This window comes from Streptomyces lydicus, assembly GCF_000717345.1.
In the GTDB taxonomy this organism is placed as follows: domain Bacteria; phylum Actinomycetota; class Actinomycetes; order Streptomycetales; family Streptomycetaceae; genus Streptomyces; species Streptomyces lydicus.
In genome coordinates, this window is sequence record NZ_JNZA01000002.1 from 214,335 (window position 1) to 230,735 (window position 16,401).

Here is a 16,401-nt window from a genome sequence, read left to right on the forward strand (position 1 = left end):
CCGGGTTGGACGAGGAAGGGGTGCGGCGGCCGCCCCGACCGGCTAACTGGCCGCCGCGAACACGACCTTACCGGTGAGTTACTTAGCGGTCATCACCTGATCGCCGGCCGGGGTGAGGTGTGCGTCACGCCGGACCAGCGCCGCGTAGGGGCCGTCGGCGGCGAGCAGCTCGTCGTGGGTGCCGCGCTCGGCGATCCGGCCGGCGTCCAGCACGACGATCTGGTCGGCGTTCCGGACCGTGGAGAGTCGGTGCGCGATGGTGAGGGTGGTGCGGCCCTCGGACAGCGCGTCGATGGCTTGCTGGACAGCGTGTTCGGTGTGGGTGTCGAGCGCGCTGGTCGCCTCGTCCAGGACGAGTACCGGCGGGTCGCGCAGGATGGTGCGGGCTATCGCGAGGCGCTGCTTCTCGCCGCCGGAGAAGCGGTAGCCGCGCTCGCCGACGAGGGTGTCGTAGCCGTCGGGCAGGGCCGCGATGTGGTCGTGGATCTGGGCGGCCTTGGCGGCGCGTTCGATCTCGTCGTCGGTGGCGTCGGGCTTGGCGAACCGGAGGTTGTCGGCGACCGAGGCGTGGAAGAGGTAGGTCTCCTGGGAGACCACGCCGACGGCGCGCGCCAGGGTGTCGAAGTCGAGGTCGCGGACGTCGGTGCCGTCCAGGGTGACCCGTCCCTCGGTGACGTCGTAGAGGCGCGGGACGAGATAGCTCAGGGTGCTCTTGCCGCTGCCGGTGGGGCCGACGACGGCGAGGCTGCCGCCGGCGGGGACGGTGAGGTCGATGCCGTCAAGGGTGGGCTCCGCCTCGGGGTCGTAGCGGAACGTCACGTTCTCGAAGCGGACCTCGCCGCGCGGGGCGGTGAGGCGGACCGGGTCGGCGGGTTCGGTGATGGCGACCGGCAGGTCGAGGTATTCGAAGATGCGCTGGAAGAGCGCGAGCGAGGTCTGCATCTGCACGCCGGTGGACAGCAGGGAGACGGTGGGCCGCAGCAGGCCCTGCTGGAGCGAGACGAAGGCGACGAGGGTACCGAGGGAGAAGACCGGACCGCCCAGTTGGAGGACCAGGCCGGCCGCCCAGTAGATGAGGGCGGGCATGGCGGCCATGACGATGCCGATGGTGGCCATCCGCCAGCGGCCGGCCATGTTGGCCCGGACCTCCAGGTCGACCAGGCGCTCGGACTCGTCGGCGAAGTTCTTGGTGAGGGAGTCGGCGCGGCCCATCGTGCGGCCGAGCAGGATGCCGCTGACCGAGAGCGATTCGGTGACCATCGCGGACATCGCGGCCATCTGCTTCTGCCGCTGGGTGGTGATCTTCTTGCGTTCGTTGCCGACCCGGCGGCTGATCCAGACGAAGAGCGGCAGCAGCAGGAGCGAGACGACGGTCAGCCGCCAGTCGAGCGCCACCATGGCGCAGACCGTGGCGACGACCGAGGTGAGGTTGGAGACCAGGGACGTCGCGGTCGAGGTGACGGTCGCCTGCATGCCGCCGATGTCGTTGGCGATCCGGGACTGGACCTCGCCGGTGCGGGTGCGGGTGAAGAACGCCAGCGGCATCCGCTGGAGCTTGGCGTAGACGGCGGTGCGCAGGTCGTGCATCACGCGCTGGCCGACGGTGGTGGACACCAGGGTCTGCAGCACACCGAAGACGCTGGTGGTGACGGCGGTGGCGATCATGCCGAGGGCGAGCAGGGTGAGCAGTCCGGTGCGTCTGCCGGGGATCGCGACGTCCAGGATCTCGCGGAGCAGGAAGGGCGAGGCGACCGAGACCAGCGAGGAGGCGCCGACGAGCAGGCCGACCAGGGTCAGCCGGGCGCGGTAGGGGCGGAAGAGGGCGAGGATCCGCCGCAGCTGGACCGGCGCATCGGGGTCCTTGGGCGGTGGGGTCCAGTTCGGTTCGTCGCTGCGCATGGGCTCCTACGAGGGGTGAGGGAGAGCGGGACCTTACGGAGCCTAGCTCATTGTTACCTATACTCACAATGAACCAGGTCCTGCTATTCTCCGGACATGCCCTCCTCCGAGCCCACGGCCGGCACCAACCTCCCCGAGCAGCTGGTACGGCTGACCCGCCGGATGCACCGCGCCCAGAAGCGCCACCTGGCGCCGCTGGACATCCCCTTCACCCCCGCGCAGTCGCGGCTGCTGCGGATCGTCGCGCACTACCGCGGCACCCCGCCCCGGATGGCCGACCTCGCCGAGCGGCTGGAGGTCGTACCCCGCGCGGTGACGACGCTGGTGGACGGGCTGGAGGCGCACGGTGCGGTGCGCCGGGTGCCGGATCCGGCCAACCGCCGGGTGGTGCGGATCGAGCTGACCGACACCGGGCGGACCGCGCTGCGCGCGCTGCGCGGCGCGCGACGGGCCGCAGCGGAGGAGATCCTGGCTCCGCTGACCGCCGAACAGCGCGAGGTGCTGGGCGGCCTGCTGTCCACCCTGGTCGACGGGCCGGGAGAGCCGCACCGGTCCGACGGCAACCGGCCGGCCGGGTAACGGCACGGACCACGCGACGGAGGGCCGAGGATGCTCCTCGACCCTCCGGGCACTCCTTGACGACGCGGCCGGTCCGCACCGGCCGGTCCGGCGTCCTCAGCGCGCGACGTGCAGCGCCACGGCGCTCTTCGCGGGGACGGTCAGCTGCGCCTTCCCGTCGTCCCCGACGGTGACGGTGTTGCCGGCGCAGTTGTCCGGGGCGGCCTTGACGACGTTGCAGTAGGTCCCGGCCGGTAGCGAGGTGGAGAACGTCTGGCTGATCTGGCCGTCACCGTTGTTGACGGCGACGAAACCCTTGCCGCTCCGGGCGAAGGCGAGCGCGCTGCCCCCGTTGTCCCACCAGTCGGTCAGCGGGGCCGAGCCGACCGCGTTGCGGAAGCCGACCATCCCGGTGATCTCCCGCTTGGCGTGCTCGTCGGTCCAGCCGTCGCTGCCGCTCGGCGGTCCCGCGTCCTTGTCGGTCCAGGTGTACCCGGAGTTGACGTTCGGCGAGCCGTAGGGCGAGGCGAGCATGAAGACGTTGGCGAGGGTGTAGGCCGCGCCGTCCTTGTAGGTGAGCGTCGAGCCGTTGCGCTCGGTGTCCCAGTTGTCGACGAACGTACGGGCCTTGTCGCTGCCTAGCTTGCCGTCGGCGACGGACTTGAGCTGGGCGATGTTGCCGCCCTGGAACGCGTTCTTGAGGTGGCTGCCGTAGCGGAACTCGTCGACGTCGCCGATACCGGTGTACTCGTCCGGCCGGACCGCCTCGCCGGCGCCGTAGATGACCTCCTGGACCCAGTAGCCGGGGTCGCGCATCTTGCCCTTGACGGCCGCCACGTCGGTGGCCGACATGTGCTTGGCGGCGTCGATCCGGAAGCCGTCCACGCCCAGCGACCGCAGGTCGTCGAGGTACTTGGCGAGCGTGGTGCGGACGTAGTCGCTGCCGGTGTCGAGGTCGGCGAGGCCCACCAGTTCGCAGTTCTGGACGTCGTCGCGGTTGGTGTAGTCGGAGATGCTCTTGCGGCAGCCGTGGAAGTCCCAGTCCTGGTAGAAACCGGGGTAGTTGTACTTGGTGTACTGCGTGCCGCCGGTGCCGGTTCCGGAGCCGGCCGCCATGTGGTTGATGACGGCGTCGGCGATGACCTTGACGCCCGCGCTGTGGCAGGCGCTGACCATCGAGGCGAACGCGTTCCGGTTGCCCAACCGTCCGGCGATCTTGTAGCTGACCGGCTGGTAGGAGGTCCACCACTGGCTGCCCTGGATGTGCTCGGTGGCGGGCGAGACCTCGACGTAGCCGTAGCCGGCCGGCCCCAGCTGATCGGTGCACGCCTTGGCGACGTCCACGTACTTCCGCTCGAACAGGGTGGCGGTGACGGTCTTTTCACCGGGCGGCGCGGCCTCGGAGGGCCACGGCGCGAGGGCGGCGAGGCCGGCCGCGGCCAGGACCCCGGCCAGCGTCCCGCCCAGCACACGAGAACGTTGCTGCATCTTGCGGCTCCTTCGTCATGGGGCGCGGAGCACCGCACCGCGCCCACGAGAGCAGCCACGCGCCAGGCCGCCATGGGGGGATTTCCGTAGGAGCCTGCCGTTCACCTCGTGGACACGTCAACCCTTTCCGCAAGACTTTTCAGCGACTTGCGAAAGGTACTGGCGGGCGGGTGTACGGCGTTGCCGCACCGTGCCGTCGCTGCCGGGAGGAAGGACGACGAAGAGTCCAAGCCTGCCGTCACGAGAGTCCAATCGGCCCTCTTGTGCCACCGGCCCGCGGCCGACAAGGTCCTCACCGAGGTTCACGTATGCCCCGGCGCACCACCGTTCCCCTGGAGGACCGATGAACGAGGCACAACCGCAGAACCACGACCCCAACGAGGCCGGGCCCAGCCGCCGTTCGGTCCTGTGGACCGCCGGCGCGGCGGGCGCCGGGCTGGGACTCGGCGGGCTGACGATGGGTCAGGCCGCAGCGGCCGCGCCCGGGACGGCCGGATCCGCGGCAGCCGCCGACGCCGTCCCCGCGGCAAAGGGCAAGACCATGATCGGGGTGCCGTTCGAGCGGCGCTCCACGGTCCGCGTCGGCATGATCGGCCTCGGCAACCGCGGTGGCAGCATGATCGACCTCTTTCTCGCGGTACCGGGCACCCGCGTCGTCGCGCTGTGCGACCCGGTGAAGGAGAAGACCGCCAAGGCCGCCAAGAAGGTCACCGCCGCCGGTCAGCCCGCGCCCGCCGTCTACACCAACGGCGACCACGACTTCGAAAATCTCTGCAAGCGCGGCGACATCGACTTCGTCTACGTGGCCACCCCCTGGGACTGGCACTTCGAGATGGCGAAGACGGCCATGCTCAACGGCAAGCACGTGGGCGTCGAGTGCCCCATCGCCCTGCGCCTGGAGCAGCTGTGGGAGCTGGTCGATCTCTCCGAGCGGACCCGCAGACACTGCATGCAGCTGGAGAACTGCTGTTACGGCAGAAACGAGATGCGGGTGCTGCGGATGGCGCACGCCGGGCTGTTCGGCGAGCTGCTGCACGGTGCGGGTGCCTACATCCACGATCTGCGCGGCCTGATGTTCGACCCCAAGTACTACGAGGGCCCGTGGCGCCGGCTGTGGCACACCCGGCTGCGCGGCGACCTCTACCCCAACCACGGGTTCGGTCCGGTCGCCAACTACATGGACATCAACCGCGGTGACCGCGCGGTGCGCATCTCCAGCGTCGGCACGCCGGCCCTCGGGCTCGCCGCGTACCGCGAGGAGCACATGCCGGCGAACGACCCCAGCTGGAAGGAGTCGTACATCGAGAGCGACCGGACGATCAGCCTCGTGCAGACCGCGAAGGGGCGGGTGATCCGGCTGGAGCACGACGTCTCCACCCCGCACCCCTACAGCCGGATCAACAGCCTCGGCGGCACCAAGGGCCTCTTCGAGGACTACCCGGAGCGGATCTATCTGGAGCCGGACCAGCACAACGACGAGTGGGGCGACTTCGGCAAGTACGCGGAGTGGGACCACTGGCTCTGGAAGGAGCACGCCAACCCGCCCGGTGGGCACGGCGGCATGGACTACATGCTGGTCTTCCGGCTCATCCAGTGCATGCGGCTGGGGCTGCTGCCGGACTTCGACGTCTATGACGCGGCGACCTGGACGGCACCGGTCCCGCTCAGCGACCGGTCCCTCAGGGCGCACGGCGCCCCGCAGGAGATTCCCGACTTCACCCGCGGACTGTGGAAGAAGTCCCGGCCGGGGATGGATTCGCAGAAGCCGGAGGAGTAGGCGCGGAGGAGGAGGGATGGCGGCGTAGGCAGGGCGGAGCCGGGAGCGGAGGCGTAGCGGCAGACCGCTGCCCGACCGCGGCCCCGGCCGGCGGGGCCCGGCGGGCGGTTCGCCCGCCGGGCCCGCTTACGGGGGCGCCGGCGCGTCAGGCGTCGGCGGCCCGGGCGGGCGCGGTGCCCGGCTCCAGCGGCTGCGCCGCGCCCGCGGCGTCCGCTTCGGGGGCGGGCGCCGCGGTGGTGGATGTCGCGGTGGCGGGGACCGCGGTGGCCGGCGGCGCGGTGGCCTCGCCGTTCAGGACCTTCGTCGCCGTCACCCGGTCGAGTGCGCCCTCCCAGCGGGAGACCGCGAAGACCGCGACGCAGTTGCCGAGCAGATTGGTCGCCACCCGCATCGAGTCCATGATCCGGTCGACGCCGAGCAGCAGGGCCACCGCGGCGGCCGGGATGACGCCCAGCGCGGAGGCGGTCGCGGACAGCGCGAGGAAGGCCGAACCGGGCACCCCGGCCATGCCCTTGCTGGTCAGCATCAGCACCAGGACGACGGTGATCTGCTGGCCGAGCGAAAGGTCGACGCCGACGGCCTGCGCGATGAACAGCGTCCCGATGGACAGGTAGATCGACGCGCCGTCCAGGTTGAAGGAGTAGCCGGTCGGCAGGACCAGGCCCACCGCGTCGTCCCGGCAGCCCGCGGCCCGCAGCTTCTGCATCATCCGCGGCATCACGGTCTCGCTGGATCCGGTGCCGAGCGCCAGCAGCAGCTCCTCGCGGGTGTAGCGGACGAACTTCCACAGGCTCAGGCCGGTGACGGCCTTGAGGGCGAGGCCCAGCAGCGCGAGGAAGGCCAGCGCGACGCCGTAACAGACCGCGATCAACTTGCCGTACGTCGCCATGGCGCCCAGGCCGTACTCGCCGACGAGGTGGGCGGTGGCGCCGAAGACCGCGAGCGGCGCGAGCTTCATGACGTAGCCGACGATGGTGAACACCACGTCCTGGGCCTGCTCAATCAGCGGCAGCAGCTGCGGGACCTTCTTCTGCCCGAGGTGCAGCAGCGCGGCGCCGACCAGACAGGCCAGCACCAGCACCTGAAGCAGCGAGTTCTCGGCGAACGCGCCGACCGCGCTGTTCGGCAGGGACTCCAGGACGAATTGGGCGGCGGACGGCAGCTGCCCGCCACCCGTCTTGGCGTCCACCGCGCCCTTGTCCAGCGAGGCCGGGTCGACGTGCATCCCGGCGCCGGGCGCGAAGACGTTCGCCGCCAGGAGACCGACGACGAGTGCGACGCCGGTCGCCGCCTCGAACCAGATCAGCGCCTTCACGCCGATGCGGCCGAAGGCCCTGAGATCGCCCGCCTTCGTGATGCCGGCGACGACGACACAGAAGACCAGCGGGGCGATCATGGCCTTGATCAGACGGACGAAGCCGTCACCGAGCGGTTGCAGCGACGACCCCGCCTGCGGCCACAGGCGTCCGACCAGGACACCGAGGACCAGCGCGAGGAGCACCTGGGTGAACAGGCTGGTACGCAGGGCGCGCCCTGCGCGGCGGATGACGCTTCCGGTGGCGTGCGGCACGGGCACTCCTCCATGGACGGATTCTGTTATGCGGAAGTGGACTTCCGCGATCCGTCACTATGGCCGCTTGTTGTTCACCACGAAAGAGTGCGCTGTAACTTCCAGGAAAATCTTGGAGCTTGGTCCAAGACGGAGCGCACACCCCGTGGGCATGTGTCCGCCCGCGACCGGCAGATGCACTTTGTCCTCACCGGTCCGCACCGGTCCCTACTCGCCCGCAGCCGCCCCCTGGCGCCGTCAGCCCGCGAGATGAGCCTTGTCCCCCATCACCACAACGGGGTGCCGCGCCGGGTCGAGCGCACGCAGCAACGTCTGCATCGCGGGCTTCGAGACGCTCACACAGGCCGAGGTCCCGCCGCCGTGGTCCAGGTGCAGCCAGACCCCGCCACCCTTCGACTGCCCCTTCGGGCGGGTCGGATCGAGCGGCGAGGTCCCGGTGACCCGGTTGTAGTTGATCGCGACGACGTAGTCGAAGTCATGGCGGGTGTTCTTGGACCAGTACGAGGGCGGGGTGAACGCCGAGGAGTGCGTATACGGCAGCTTGGCGCCCGGGTCGGCGAGCACCCCGCCGGCATCGGTCAGCGTGAACACCCCCACGGGGCTGCGCTTGTCACCTTCGTGGTGGTCGACGGTCCAGCCGCGCCGGCCGTTGTGCGCGGGCCAGCTCCCCTTGCGGTCCCAGCCCTTGGCATTCTTCTCGTAGAGGACGACGGTGGCGTCGGCGGAGTCGGCACCCTCGCCGTAGACCGCCACCACCTGACGGGAGTCGGCGGGGATCCGCGCACGCAGGGCGGTGCCGACGCCGGGGATGTTCCTGAGCCGGGTGGTGGGGGACGCGCCGCGGGCCGGGCCACCGGGGCGCTCCCCCTTGCCCGCACCGTCGTTCTTGCCGCCGTCCGCGCCGTTCCCGCCCCCGCAACCGGCCAGGAGGACCAGACCCGCCGCGGCCACCGCCGCCATCCGCACCGCACCGCCCGCTGTTCGCATGCCCCCATGGTCGCACCACCGGCCTGACGACCGTTCAGCAGCCGCTCCTCCGCACACCCGTCCCGCGCGGGAACCTCCCGCCACGCGTGTCCGAATCATGGGGCGTCGGCGGAAAAACCGTTTGAAATCAGCCCGTGCCGGGGGCCAACCTTCCAGGACCTCCGCCGGCGACGAGACGGACGAGAGGGGCATTTCGCCTGCCCGGAACGGCAGCTGCCGACCGCTCACCACGACTTCGCCTGGGACATCATGCAAATTCGCGACCTTCCTCATCCCGACCCGGGCGTCCCGGACGTCCGCACGGGCGGCGCCTTCCTGCTGTGGCTGTGCAGAGCGCAGACCGGCGGACAGCTCAAGGCCCTCTTCTGGGGGCTGGTGAACTTCGGCGCCATCGCCTCCTTCCCGCTGCCGGTGGGCCTGGCCGTCCAGGCAGTGGTGGACCGCGACGGTGGTCTGCTCGCGCTGTCCGGCGGCCTGCTCGCGGTGCTGGGCGTCCTGATCGCGCTCGGCGGCGTCATGCTGCACCGCGCGGCCGTCACCAACTGGATCACCGCCGTCGCCCGGATGCAGCAGTTGCTCGCGCGGAAGACCACCGAACTGGGCTCGGCCATGACCAGGCGGGTGGCCGCCGGCGAAATCGTCACCGTGAGCACCGGCGACCTGGAGAAGATCGGCTGGTTCGTCGAAGGCGTCTCCCGGTTCGGCGCCGCGGCGGTGACCGCGGCCGCCGTGTCCGTCACGCTGGTCATCCGCCAGCCCCAGCTCGGCGTCCTGGTCGCGCTCGGCGTGCCCGTGCTGGCGCTGGCCGTCCTCCCCCTGTTGCCGCCGGCCACCCGGCGCGCCGACGCCCAGCGGGAGATGGCCGGCCGGGCCACCGAGCTGGCCTCCGACACGGTCGCCGGACTCCGCGTACTGCGCGGCATCGGCGGCGAGGAACTCTTCCTCGGCCGCTACCGCAGCGCCTCCCAGGAGGTACGCAGGGCAGCCGTCCGCAGCGCCCGGATGTGGTCGCTGATCTCCGCCGTCCAGGTGGTGCTGCCGGGCCTGCTGCTCATCGCGGTGGTCTGGTACGGCACCCGGCTCGCCCTGGCCGGCACGATCGCGGTGGGTGAACTCGTCACCATCTACAGCGCGGTCACCTTCCTCCTCTTCCCGCTGCGCCACTTCGAGGAGATCGCCCAGGCGTTCTCCTTCGCCCGGCCGTCGGCGAAACGCACCGCCCGCGTCCTGGCCCAGACCCGGCCGGCCGACGGCCGCGGCACCGCCCCGGACACCGCGCCGGCCGGCGATCTGCACGACCCGCACAGCGGCCTGACCGCCGTGGCCGGCCGGCTGACCGCGGTGGTGTGCGGCGACCCCGACGCCGCCGGCCGGCTCGCCGAACGTCTCGGCGGACACCCGCCGCAGGACGACGAGAAGGACGCCGGCGAGGCCGTCGCACTCTCCGTGGCCCTGGGCGGCACCCCGTTGGACGACCTGCCGCGGGACACCGCCCGCCGGGCCGTGCTCGTCCAGGACAAGGACCCGATGCTGCTCTCCGGCACCCTGGGCGAGCTGCTCGACGTCCCGTCCTCCGGGCGCGTGCCGGCGACGGAGGCCCTCGACGCGGCCCAGTGTGCCGACGTCCTGACCGCGCTGGCCCAGGCTTCCGTCGACGACTCCGGCGACCCCCTGCGCACCCACATCACCGAGCGCGGCCGGTCACTGTCCGGCGGCCAGCGGCAGCGGCTGGCGCTGGCCAGGTCCCTGGTCACCGACCCCGAGGTGCTGGTGCTCGACGAACCGACGAGCGCCGTCGACGCGCACACCGAGGCCCGGATCGCCGACGGCCTCCGCCGGATCAGAACGGGCCGTACGACGGTCGTGCTCACCTCCAGTCCACTGCTGCTGGACCGGGCCGACCGGGTGGTGTTCCTGCACGACGGCAAGGTCGTCGCCGAAGCCACCCACCGCGAACTGCTGCACCGTGACCCCGCCTACCGCGCCGTGGTCACGCGCGAGACGGACACCGCGCCGGCACCGCCGAACGGGCGGCCCGGCGAGGCCGGGCGGAACGGGCGGGGCCGCCCGGCGCTCGACGACGTGAAAACGCTGCACACCGCTGCTCAGCAGATCGAGGAGACCGCATGATCGGCCTGGCGCCGCCGGAGCACGATCCGGACACCCCGCAGACCCTCACCACCCTCCCGGTCGGCTCACCGGCGACCGTCCGCCGCTATGTCGCCGGCCTGATCCGACGCCACCGGGGCGAGTTCGCGGTACTGATCGCGGTGAACGCCGCCGCGGTCCTCGCCTCCATGGCCGGCCCCTACCTGCTCGGCGGGGTCGTGGAGAAGCTCGCCACGGGCTCTCGCGACGTCCAACTCGGCCGCACCCTCGTCCTGTTCACCGTCGCCCTGGTCATCCAGACGGTATTCGTCCGGATGGTCCGGCTCCGCGGCGCGATGCTGGGCGAACGGATGCTGGCGGATCTGCGCGAGGACTTCCTCGTACGGTCCGTCGCGCTGCCGCCGGGCGTTCTGGAGCGGGCCGGCACCGGCGATCTGCTGTCCCGGATCACGACGGACATCGACCGGCTCTCCAGCGCGATGCGCGAGGCCGTACCGCAGCTGTCCATCGGTGTGGTGTGGGCCGCCCTGCTGCTCGGCGGGCTCACCGTCACCGCTCCCCCGCTCGCGTTGTCGGTGCTGATCGCGCTGCCCCTGCTGGTCCTCGGATGCCGCTGGTACTTCAAGCGGGCTCCGGGCGCCTACCGTTCGGAGGCCGCCGGATACGCCGCGGTCTCCGCCGTGCTCACCGAATCCGTCGACGCTGGCCGCACCGTCGAAGCGCACCGCCTGGGCCCGCGCCGCATCGCCCTCTCGGAACAGCGCATCCGCGCCTGGACCCAGTGGGAGCGCTACACACTCTTCCTGCGGTCGGTCCTCTTCCCCGTCGTCGACCTGACGCATGTGGTGCTCCTGGGCGCCGTTCTGCTGCTCGGCGGCGCGTTCGTGATCCAAGGCTGGATCACCCCGGGCCAGTTGACGACGGGGGCGCTCCTCGCGCAGATGATGATCGAGCCGGTCGGCCTGATCCTGCGCTGGTACGACGAGCTTCAGGTGGCCCAGGTCTCCATCGCCCGGCTCGTCGGCGTACGCGAGATCGAACCGGAGTCCACCGACGACGAACGGTCCCCCGAGGGACGCGATGTCCGTGCCGACGCGGTGACCTTCGGCTACCACGCCGACGTCGACGTACTGCGCGACATCTCGCTGCGGATCCGGCCCGGCAGCCGGCTGGCGCTGGTCGGACCGTCCGGCGCCGGCAAATCGACACTGGGCCGTCTGCTGGCCGGCATCTACGGCCCCCGCACGGGCACGGTCACCCTGGGCGGGGCCGAGCTCTCCGCCATGCCGGCCGAGCGGGTCCGGGAGCAGGTCGCGCTGGTCAACCAGGAGCACCACGTCTTCGTGGGCTCGCTCCGCGACAACCTCCAGCTCGCCCGTACGGACGCCGTCGATGCCGCGCTCTGGGCGGCGCTCACCGCGGTGGACGCGGACGGCTGGGCGCGGGCCCTGGACGACGGCCTGGACACCGAGGTCGGCTCGGGCGGCCACACCCTGACGCCGGCCCAGGCCCAGCAGATCGCCCTGGCCCGGCTGGTGCTCGCCGACCCCCACACCCTGGTGCTCGACGAGGCCACGTCCTTGCTCGACCCCCGGGCGGCCCGTCACCTGGAACGTTCCCTCGGAAGGGTGCTGGACGGCCGCACGGTCGTGGCCATCGCCCATCGCCTGCACACCGCCCACGACGCCGATGTGATCGCCGTCGTCGAGGACGGCCGCATCACCGAACTGGGCAGCCACGACGAACTGGTCACGGCAGACGGCGCATACGCGGCCCTCTGGAGGTCCTGGCACGGGTGACACCGCACGGGTTACATCGCATAGGTGACATCGCATAGGTGACACCTGTGGCACCCGTGACACCTGTGGCACCTGTGGCACCTGTGGCACCTGTGACGGGGTGCCACAGGGCGGCCGGTGACCAGGGGTCAGAGATAGCCGAGCGCGCTGAGGCCGCCGATGCCGCCCGCCAGCATGAACACCGGCATCAGCACCTTCAGTTCCACCCAGCTGCCGGCCTTGAACCGCATGCCCTTGGGCGGGCCGAGCGGGTACCAGCGTTTACGGCCTATCGGGATGGGCCACAGGATCGGGCACCCCGACACGGTCAGCGCGTCGCCGATGTCATGGACCAGCGCGCCGAGCACGATCGGCAGACCCAACCACAGGTACCGCTGGTCCGGCTCGGTGAACAGCCAGTGCGCGCCGTTGCCCGGCTGATCGAGGATGCCGGCCAGGATCCAGGCAGAGGCCGCACCCAGCAGCCACACCAGCACATCGCTGGAGACCCGTGCCGCCCGCCACAAGAGGCCCTCGATGGCGAGGACCATGTGCACGAAGAGGATCCCGAGCACCGCCCAACGGCCGCCCCGCATGGCCAGCAGCGCCATCCCGCCACCGACCAGCACGGCCCATACCCAGGTATGGGTGAGCGTGCGGTGCCCGCCCGAACGGTTCGAGTCGCCACGCATCTTCGTCGCCTTGTAGACCGCGTGCGAGATGTTGTCGACGACTTCGCACACCATCCGCGAAAGCGGCCCGAACGCCCGTGAAATCGTCGCGGACTTGTGGTCGAGGTCCGGGGCGAGCGCCGCTCCGGCACAGATCAAGGCACCACAGACGAGCACCGGCCAGGGCATCGGATGTCCTGCGGCAGCGGCCGCCGCGCCCACCCCCAGCCAGGCCGCCGCCCCGGACAGCGAGTGCGCCGGTCCCATCATGCTCGTTCCCACCCCTTGTTCATCTGTCTCGCGAAACTCTTCAGCTTCCGCCTCGTCCTGCCGAGCTGCTTGAGCCGCTTGAGCTGGTGCTTGTGCTGGTGCTTGTGCTGGTGCTCCGCAAGGTGCTGTTACCTCGTGCGCACGCCGCCGCGCTTCTGACGCCCGGTCGGCGACACAGCGTAGCGCCCGATGATCTCCGCCCGAGGCGCGGGTGAGCACACCAGCCCCTGGTGGCGCAGGTTCCGCTTAACCCGTCGCACGGCCCGTCCGATGGGTGCCGCCGCTCGCTCCGCCATGCGTCCCTCTTCGCCTCGCCTCCTCCCGTCACCTCCTCGCCCGCCCCGAGGGGGTGATCTCTGACACGTGACCGGTCGCCTCCACGCACCGTCGCGACCAGCGACGACGACGGTGTGTCCACAGTCGTGTGCGGAAGGTGAAGACATGGGGTGGATGCCTCCGCGAGTGCTGTGGTGGGTGACGGTCGCGGTGGGGTGCGGTGGGCCCTTGCCCGGCGCGGTTCGGCGGGGCGCGGGCCGGCGTCGGCATGGTGGGCCGCAAGCTCGGCGCATGAGGTTTATGCAGGTCAGGATGGGTTTGGGGTGGACTTCACGGGGTGCCGTGCAGCGAATGGCCGGGTGGGGGTGGGGGCGCGCCGGGGGGATCCGTGCGATGTTGATCTTCGGTGGTGATGCGTCCGGGCCGCCGGTTCCCTGATCCGGGCCGAAGGCAGGCAGTATGGGGGCGTGACCCTCATCGATCATCTGCCGAACAACGCCGACCCCGATGCCCTCTTCGAAGCCTTTTCGGGCTGGGCCGAGCAGCAGGGCATCTCGCTCTACCCTGCCCAGGAGGAGGCGCTGATCGAGGTGGTCTCGGGAGCGAACGTCATCCTGTCCACCCCCACCGGCTCCGGTAAGAGCCTGGTGGCGGCCGGCGCGCACTTCACCGCTCTCGCCAATGACCAGGTCACCTTCTACACCGCTCCGATCAAGGCGCTGGTGTCGGAGAAGTTCTTCGATCTGTGCAAGCTGTTCGGCACCGAGAACGTCGGCATGCTCACCGGCGACGCGTCGGTCAACGCCGATGCGCCGGTCATCTGCTGTACCGCCGAGGTCCTTGCCTCGATAGCGCTGCGGGACGGCAAGGACGCCGACATCGGCCAGGTCGTGATGGACGAGTTCCATTTCTACGCCGAGCCGGACCGCGGCTGGGCCTGGCAGATTCCGCTGCTGGAACTGCCGCAGGCGCAGTTCGTGCTGATGTCGGCGACGCTCGGTGACATGTCGCGCTTCGAGGAGGACCTGACCCGGCGGACGGGGAAGCCCACCTCGGTGGTGCGCTCGGCGACCCGGCCGGTGCCGCTGTCGTACGAGTACCGGACCACGGCGCTGACCGAGACGCTGACCGAGCTGCTGGAGACCCGGCAGTCTCCGGTCTACATCGTGCACTTCACCCAGGCCGCCGCCGTGGAGCGGGCGCAGGCGCTGATGAGCATCAATATGTGTACGCGTGCCGAGAAGGACGAGATCGCCGCGCTGATCGGGAACTTCCGGTTCACCACGAAGTTCGGCAAGAACCTGTCGCGGTATGTCCGCCACGGCATCGGCGTGCACCACGCCGGCATGCTGCCGAAGTACCGCAGGCTGGTGGAGAAGCTGGCGCAGGCCGGCTTGCTGAAGGTGATCTGCGGTACGGACACGCTGGGCGTGGGGGTCAACGTTCCCATCCGCACGGTGTTGTTCACCGCGCTGACCAAGTACGACGGAACGCGGGTGCGGACGCTGCGGGCCCGGGAGTTCCACCAGATCGCGGGCCGGGCCGGCCGGGCCGGCTTCGACACCGCTGGTTTTGTGGTCGCGCAGGCTCCTGAGCACGTCGTGGAGAACGAGAAGGCGCTCGCCAAGGCGGGTGACGATCCGAAGAAGCGCCGGAAGGTGGTGCGCAAGAAGGCGCCCGAGGGCTTCGTCAACTGGGGTGAGAACACCTTCGAGAAGCTGATCGCCTCCGACCCGGAGCCGCTGACCTCGCGTTTCCGGGTGACCCACGCGATGCTGCTGTCCGTAATCGCCCGGCCGGGCGACGCCTTCAAGGCGATGCGCAAGCTGCTCGAGGACAACCACGAACCGCGGAAGAACCAGCTTCGGCACATCCGCCGGGCCATCGCGATCTACCGGTCGCTGCTGGACGGCGGGATCGTGGAGCGGCTGGCCGAGCCGGACGCCGAGGGCCGGATCGTCCGGCTGACGGTGGATCTTCAGCAGGACTTCGCGCTCAATCAGCCGCTGTCGACGTTCGCGCTGGCCGCGTTCGATCTGCTGGACCCCGAGTCGCCGTCCTATGCGCTGGACATGGTCTCGGTCGTGGAGTCCACGCTGGACGACCCCCGGCAGATCCTGGCGGCGCAGCAGAACAAGGCCCGGGGCGAGGCGGTGGCCCAGATGAAGGCCGACGGCGTCGAGTACGAAGACCGCATGGAACGGCTCATGGACGTCGAGTACCCCAAGCCGCTGGAGGAACTGCTCTTCCACGCCTACGGGCTGTACCGCAAGAGCCACCCCTGGGTCGGCGACCATCCGCTGTCGCCGAAGTCGGTCATCCGCGACATGTACGAACGCGCCATGACCTTCACGGAGTTCACGTCGTTCTACGAGCTGGCGCGCACCGAGGGCATCGTGCTGCGTTACCTGGCGAGTGCGTTCAAGGCGCTGGACCACACCGTGCCGGACGATCTGAAGTCCGAGGACTTCCAGGACATCATCGCCTGGCTGGGCGAGATGGTGCGGCAGGTGGACTCCAGTCTGCTGGACGAGTGGGAGCAGCTGGCCAACCCCGAGGTGGAGACGGCGGAGCAGGCGCAGGAGCGGGCCGATCAGGTGCGGCCGGTCACCGCCAATGCCCGGGCGTTCCGGGTGCTGGTGCGCAATGCGATGTTCCGGCGGGTGGAGCTGGCGGCGCTGGACAAGGTCGGGGAACTCGGTGAGATGGATGCCGAGTCCGGCTGGGACGCGGATGCCTGGGGCGAGGCGATGGACGCCTACTGGGACGAGTACGAGGACCTGGGCACCGGCCCGGACGCGCGCGGCCCGAAGCTGCTGCAGATTCAGGAGGACCCCGAGCACGGACTGTGGAAGGTGCGGCAGACTTTCGCCGACCCGAACGGGGACCACGACTGGGGCATCTCGGCAGAGGTGGATCTCGCCGCTTCCGACGAGGAAGGGCGCGCGGTGCTGAGGGTCACGGATGTGGGGCAATTGTGAGGCGACGGCTTCGCCCGAGGCCGTCGAGTGAAGCGAC

General features: G+C 70.6%; 10 protein-coding genes. 5 read left to right on the forward strand and 5 right to left on the reverse strand.

From position 1 onward, the window contains the following. Window positions 1-78 precede the first annotated feature (78 nt). Window positions 79-1,899 (reverse strand): ABC transporter ATP-binding protein, encoded by a 1,821-nt coding sequence (locus tag OO62_RS02460; RefSeq protein ID WP_033265435.1) that lies wholly within the window; start codon window positions 1,897-1,899, stop codon window positions 79-81. 96 nt (window positions 1,900-1,995) lie between these two features. On the opposite strand from OO62_RS02460, the gene OO62_RS02465 reads away from it, so the two are divergent. Then, window positions 1,996-2,478 (forward strand): MarR family winged helix-turn-helix transcriptional regulator, encoded by a 483-nt coding sequence (locus OO62_RS02465; protein WP_033265436.1) that lies wholly within the window; start codon window positions 1,996-1,998, stop codon window positions 2,476-2,478. A 96-nt stretch (window positions 2,479-2,574) separates the two neighbouring features. Here the strand turns inward: OO62_RS02465 and OO62_RS02470 are convergent, their stop codons facing one another. Beyond that, a complete protein-coding gene (locus tag OO62_RS02470; protein WP_033265437.1) occupies window positions 2,575-3,945 on the reverse strand; it encodes an alpha-amylase in 1,371 nt (456 codons plus the stop codon). A gap of 343 nt (window positions 3,946-4,288) precedes the next feature. Here OO62_RS02470 and OO62_RS02475 point away from each other — a divergent pair, with 343 nt between their 5' ends. Beyond that, complete coding sequence (locus OO62_RS02475) at window positions 4,289-5,722, forward strand: Gfo/Idh/MocA family protein (protein ID WP_033265438.1); 1,434 nt, start codon at window positions 4,289-4,291, stop codon at window positions 5,720-5,722. A 145-nt stretch (window positions 5,723-5,867) separates the two neighbouring features. Here OO62_RS02475 and OO62_RS02480 read toward each other — a convergent pair whose 3' ends face one another. Both OO62_RS02480 and OO62_RS02485 read right to left on the reverse strand, forming a co-directional pair. Beyond that, on the reverse strand, window positions 5,868-7,292 hold the full coding sequence (locus tag OO62_RS02480; protein WP_033265439.1) for a cation:dicarboxylate symporter family transporter: 1,425 nt from the start codon (window positions 7,290-7,292) through the stop codon (window positions 5,868-5,870). A gap of 237 nt (window positions 7,293-7,529) precedes the next feature. Then, entirely contained in the window at window positions 7,530-8,279 is a 750-nt protein-coding gene (locus tag OO62_RS02485; protein WP_033265440.1) for a L,D-transpeptidase family protein, read from the reverse strand. A gap of 249 nt (window positions 8,280-8,528) precedes the next feature. Between OO62_RS02485 and OO62_RS02490 the strand changes: the two genes are divergently transcribed. Both OO62_RS02490 and OO62_RS02495 read left to right on the forward strand, forming a co-directional pair. Further along, the gene (locus tag OO62_RS02490) at window positions 8,529-10,409 is read left to right on the forward strand and encodes an ABC transporter transmembrane domain-containing protein (protein ID WP_033265441.1); all 1,881 of its coding nucleotides are present in this window, start codon (window positions 8,529-8,531) and stop codon (window positions 10,407-10,409) included. Beyond that, the gene (locus OO62_RS02495) at window positions 10,406-12,187 is read left to right on the forward strand and encodes an ABC transporter ATP-binding protein (protein ID WP_033265442.1); all 1,782 of its coding nucleotides are present in this window, start codon (window positions 10,406-10,408) and stop codon (window positions 12,185-12,187) included. Before OO62_RS02490 ends, OO62_RS02495 begins: the two co-directional genes overlap by 4 nt. A 128-nt stretch (window positions 12,188-12,315) precedes the next feature. On the opposite strand, the gene OO62_RS02500 is transcribed toward OO62_RS02495, so the two are convergent. After that, the gene (locus tag OO62_RS02500; protein WP_033265443.1) at window positions 12,316-13,107 is read right to left on the reverse strand and encodes a metal-dependent hydrolase; all 792 of its coding nucleotides are present in this window, start codon (window positions 13,105-13,107) and stop codon (window positions 12,316-12,318) included. A 743-nt stretch (window positions 13,108-13,850) separates the two neighbouring features. Between OO62_RS02500 and OO62_RS02505 the strand changes: the two genes are divergently transcribed. Beyond that, a complete protein-coding gene (locus tag OO62_RS02505; RefSeq protein WP_033265444.1) occupies window positions 13,851-16,364 on the forward strand; it encodes a DEAD/DEAH box helicase in 2,514 nt (837 codons plus the stop codon). Window positions 16,365-16,401: the final 37 nt, after the last annotated feature.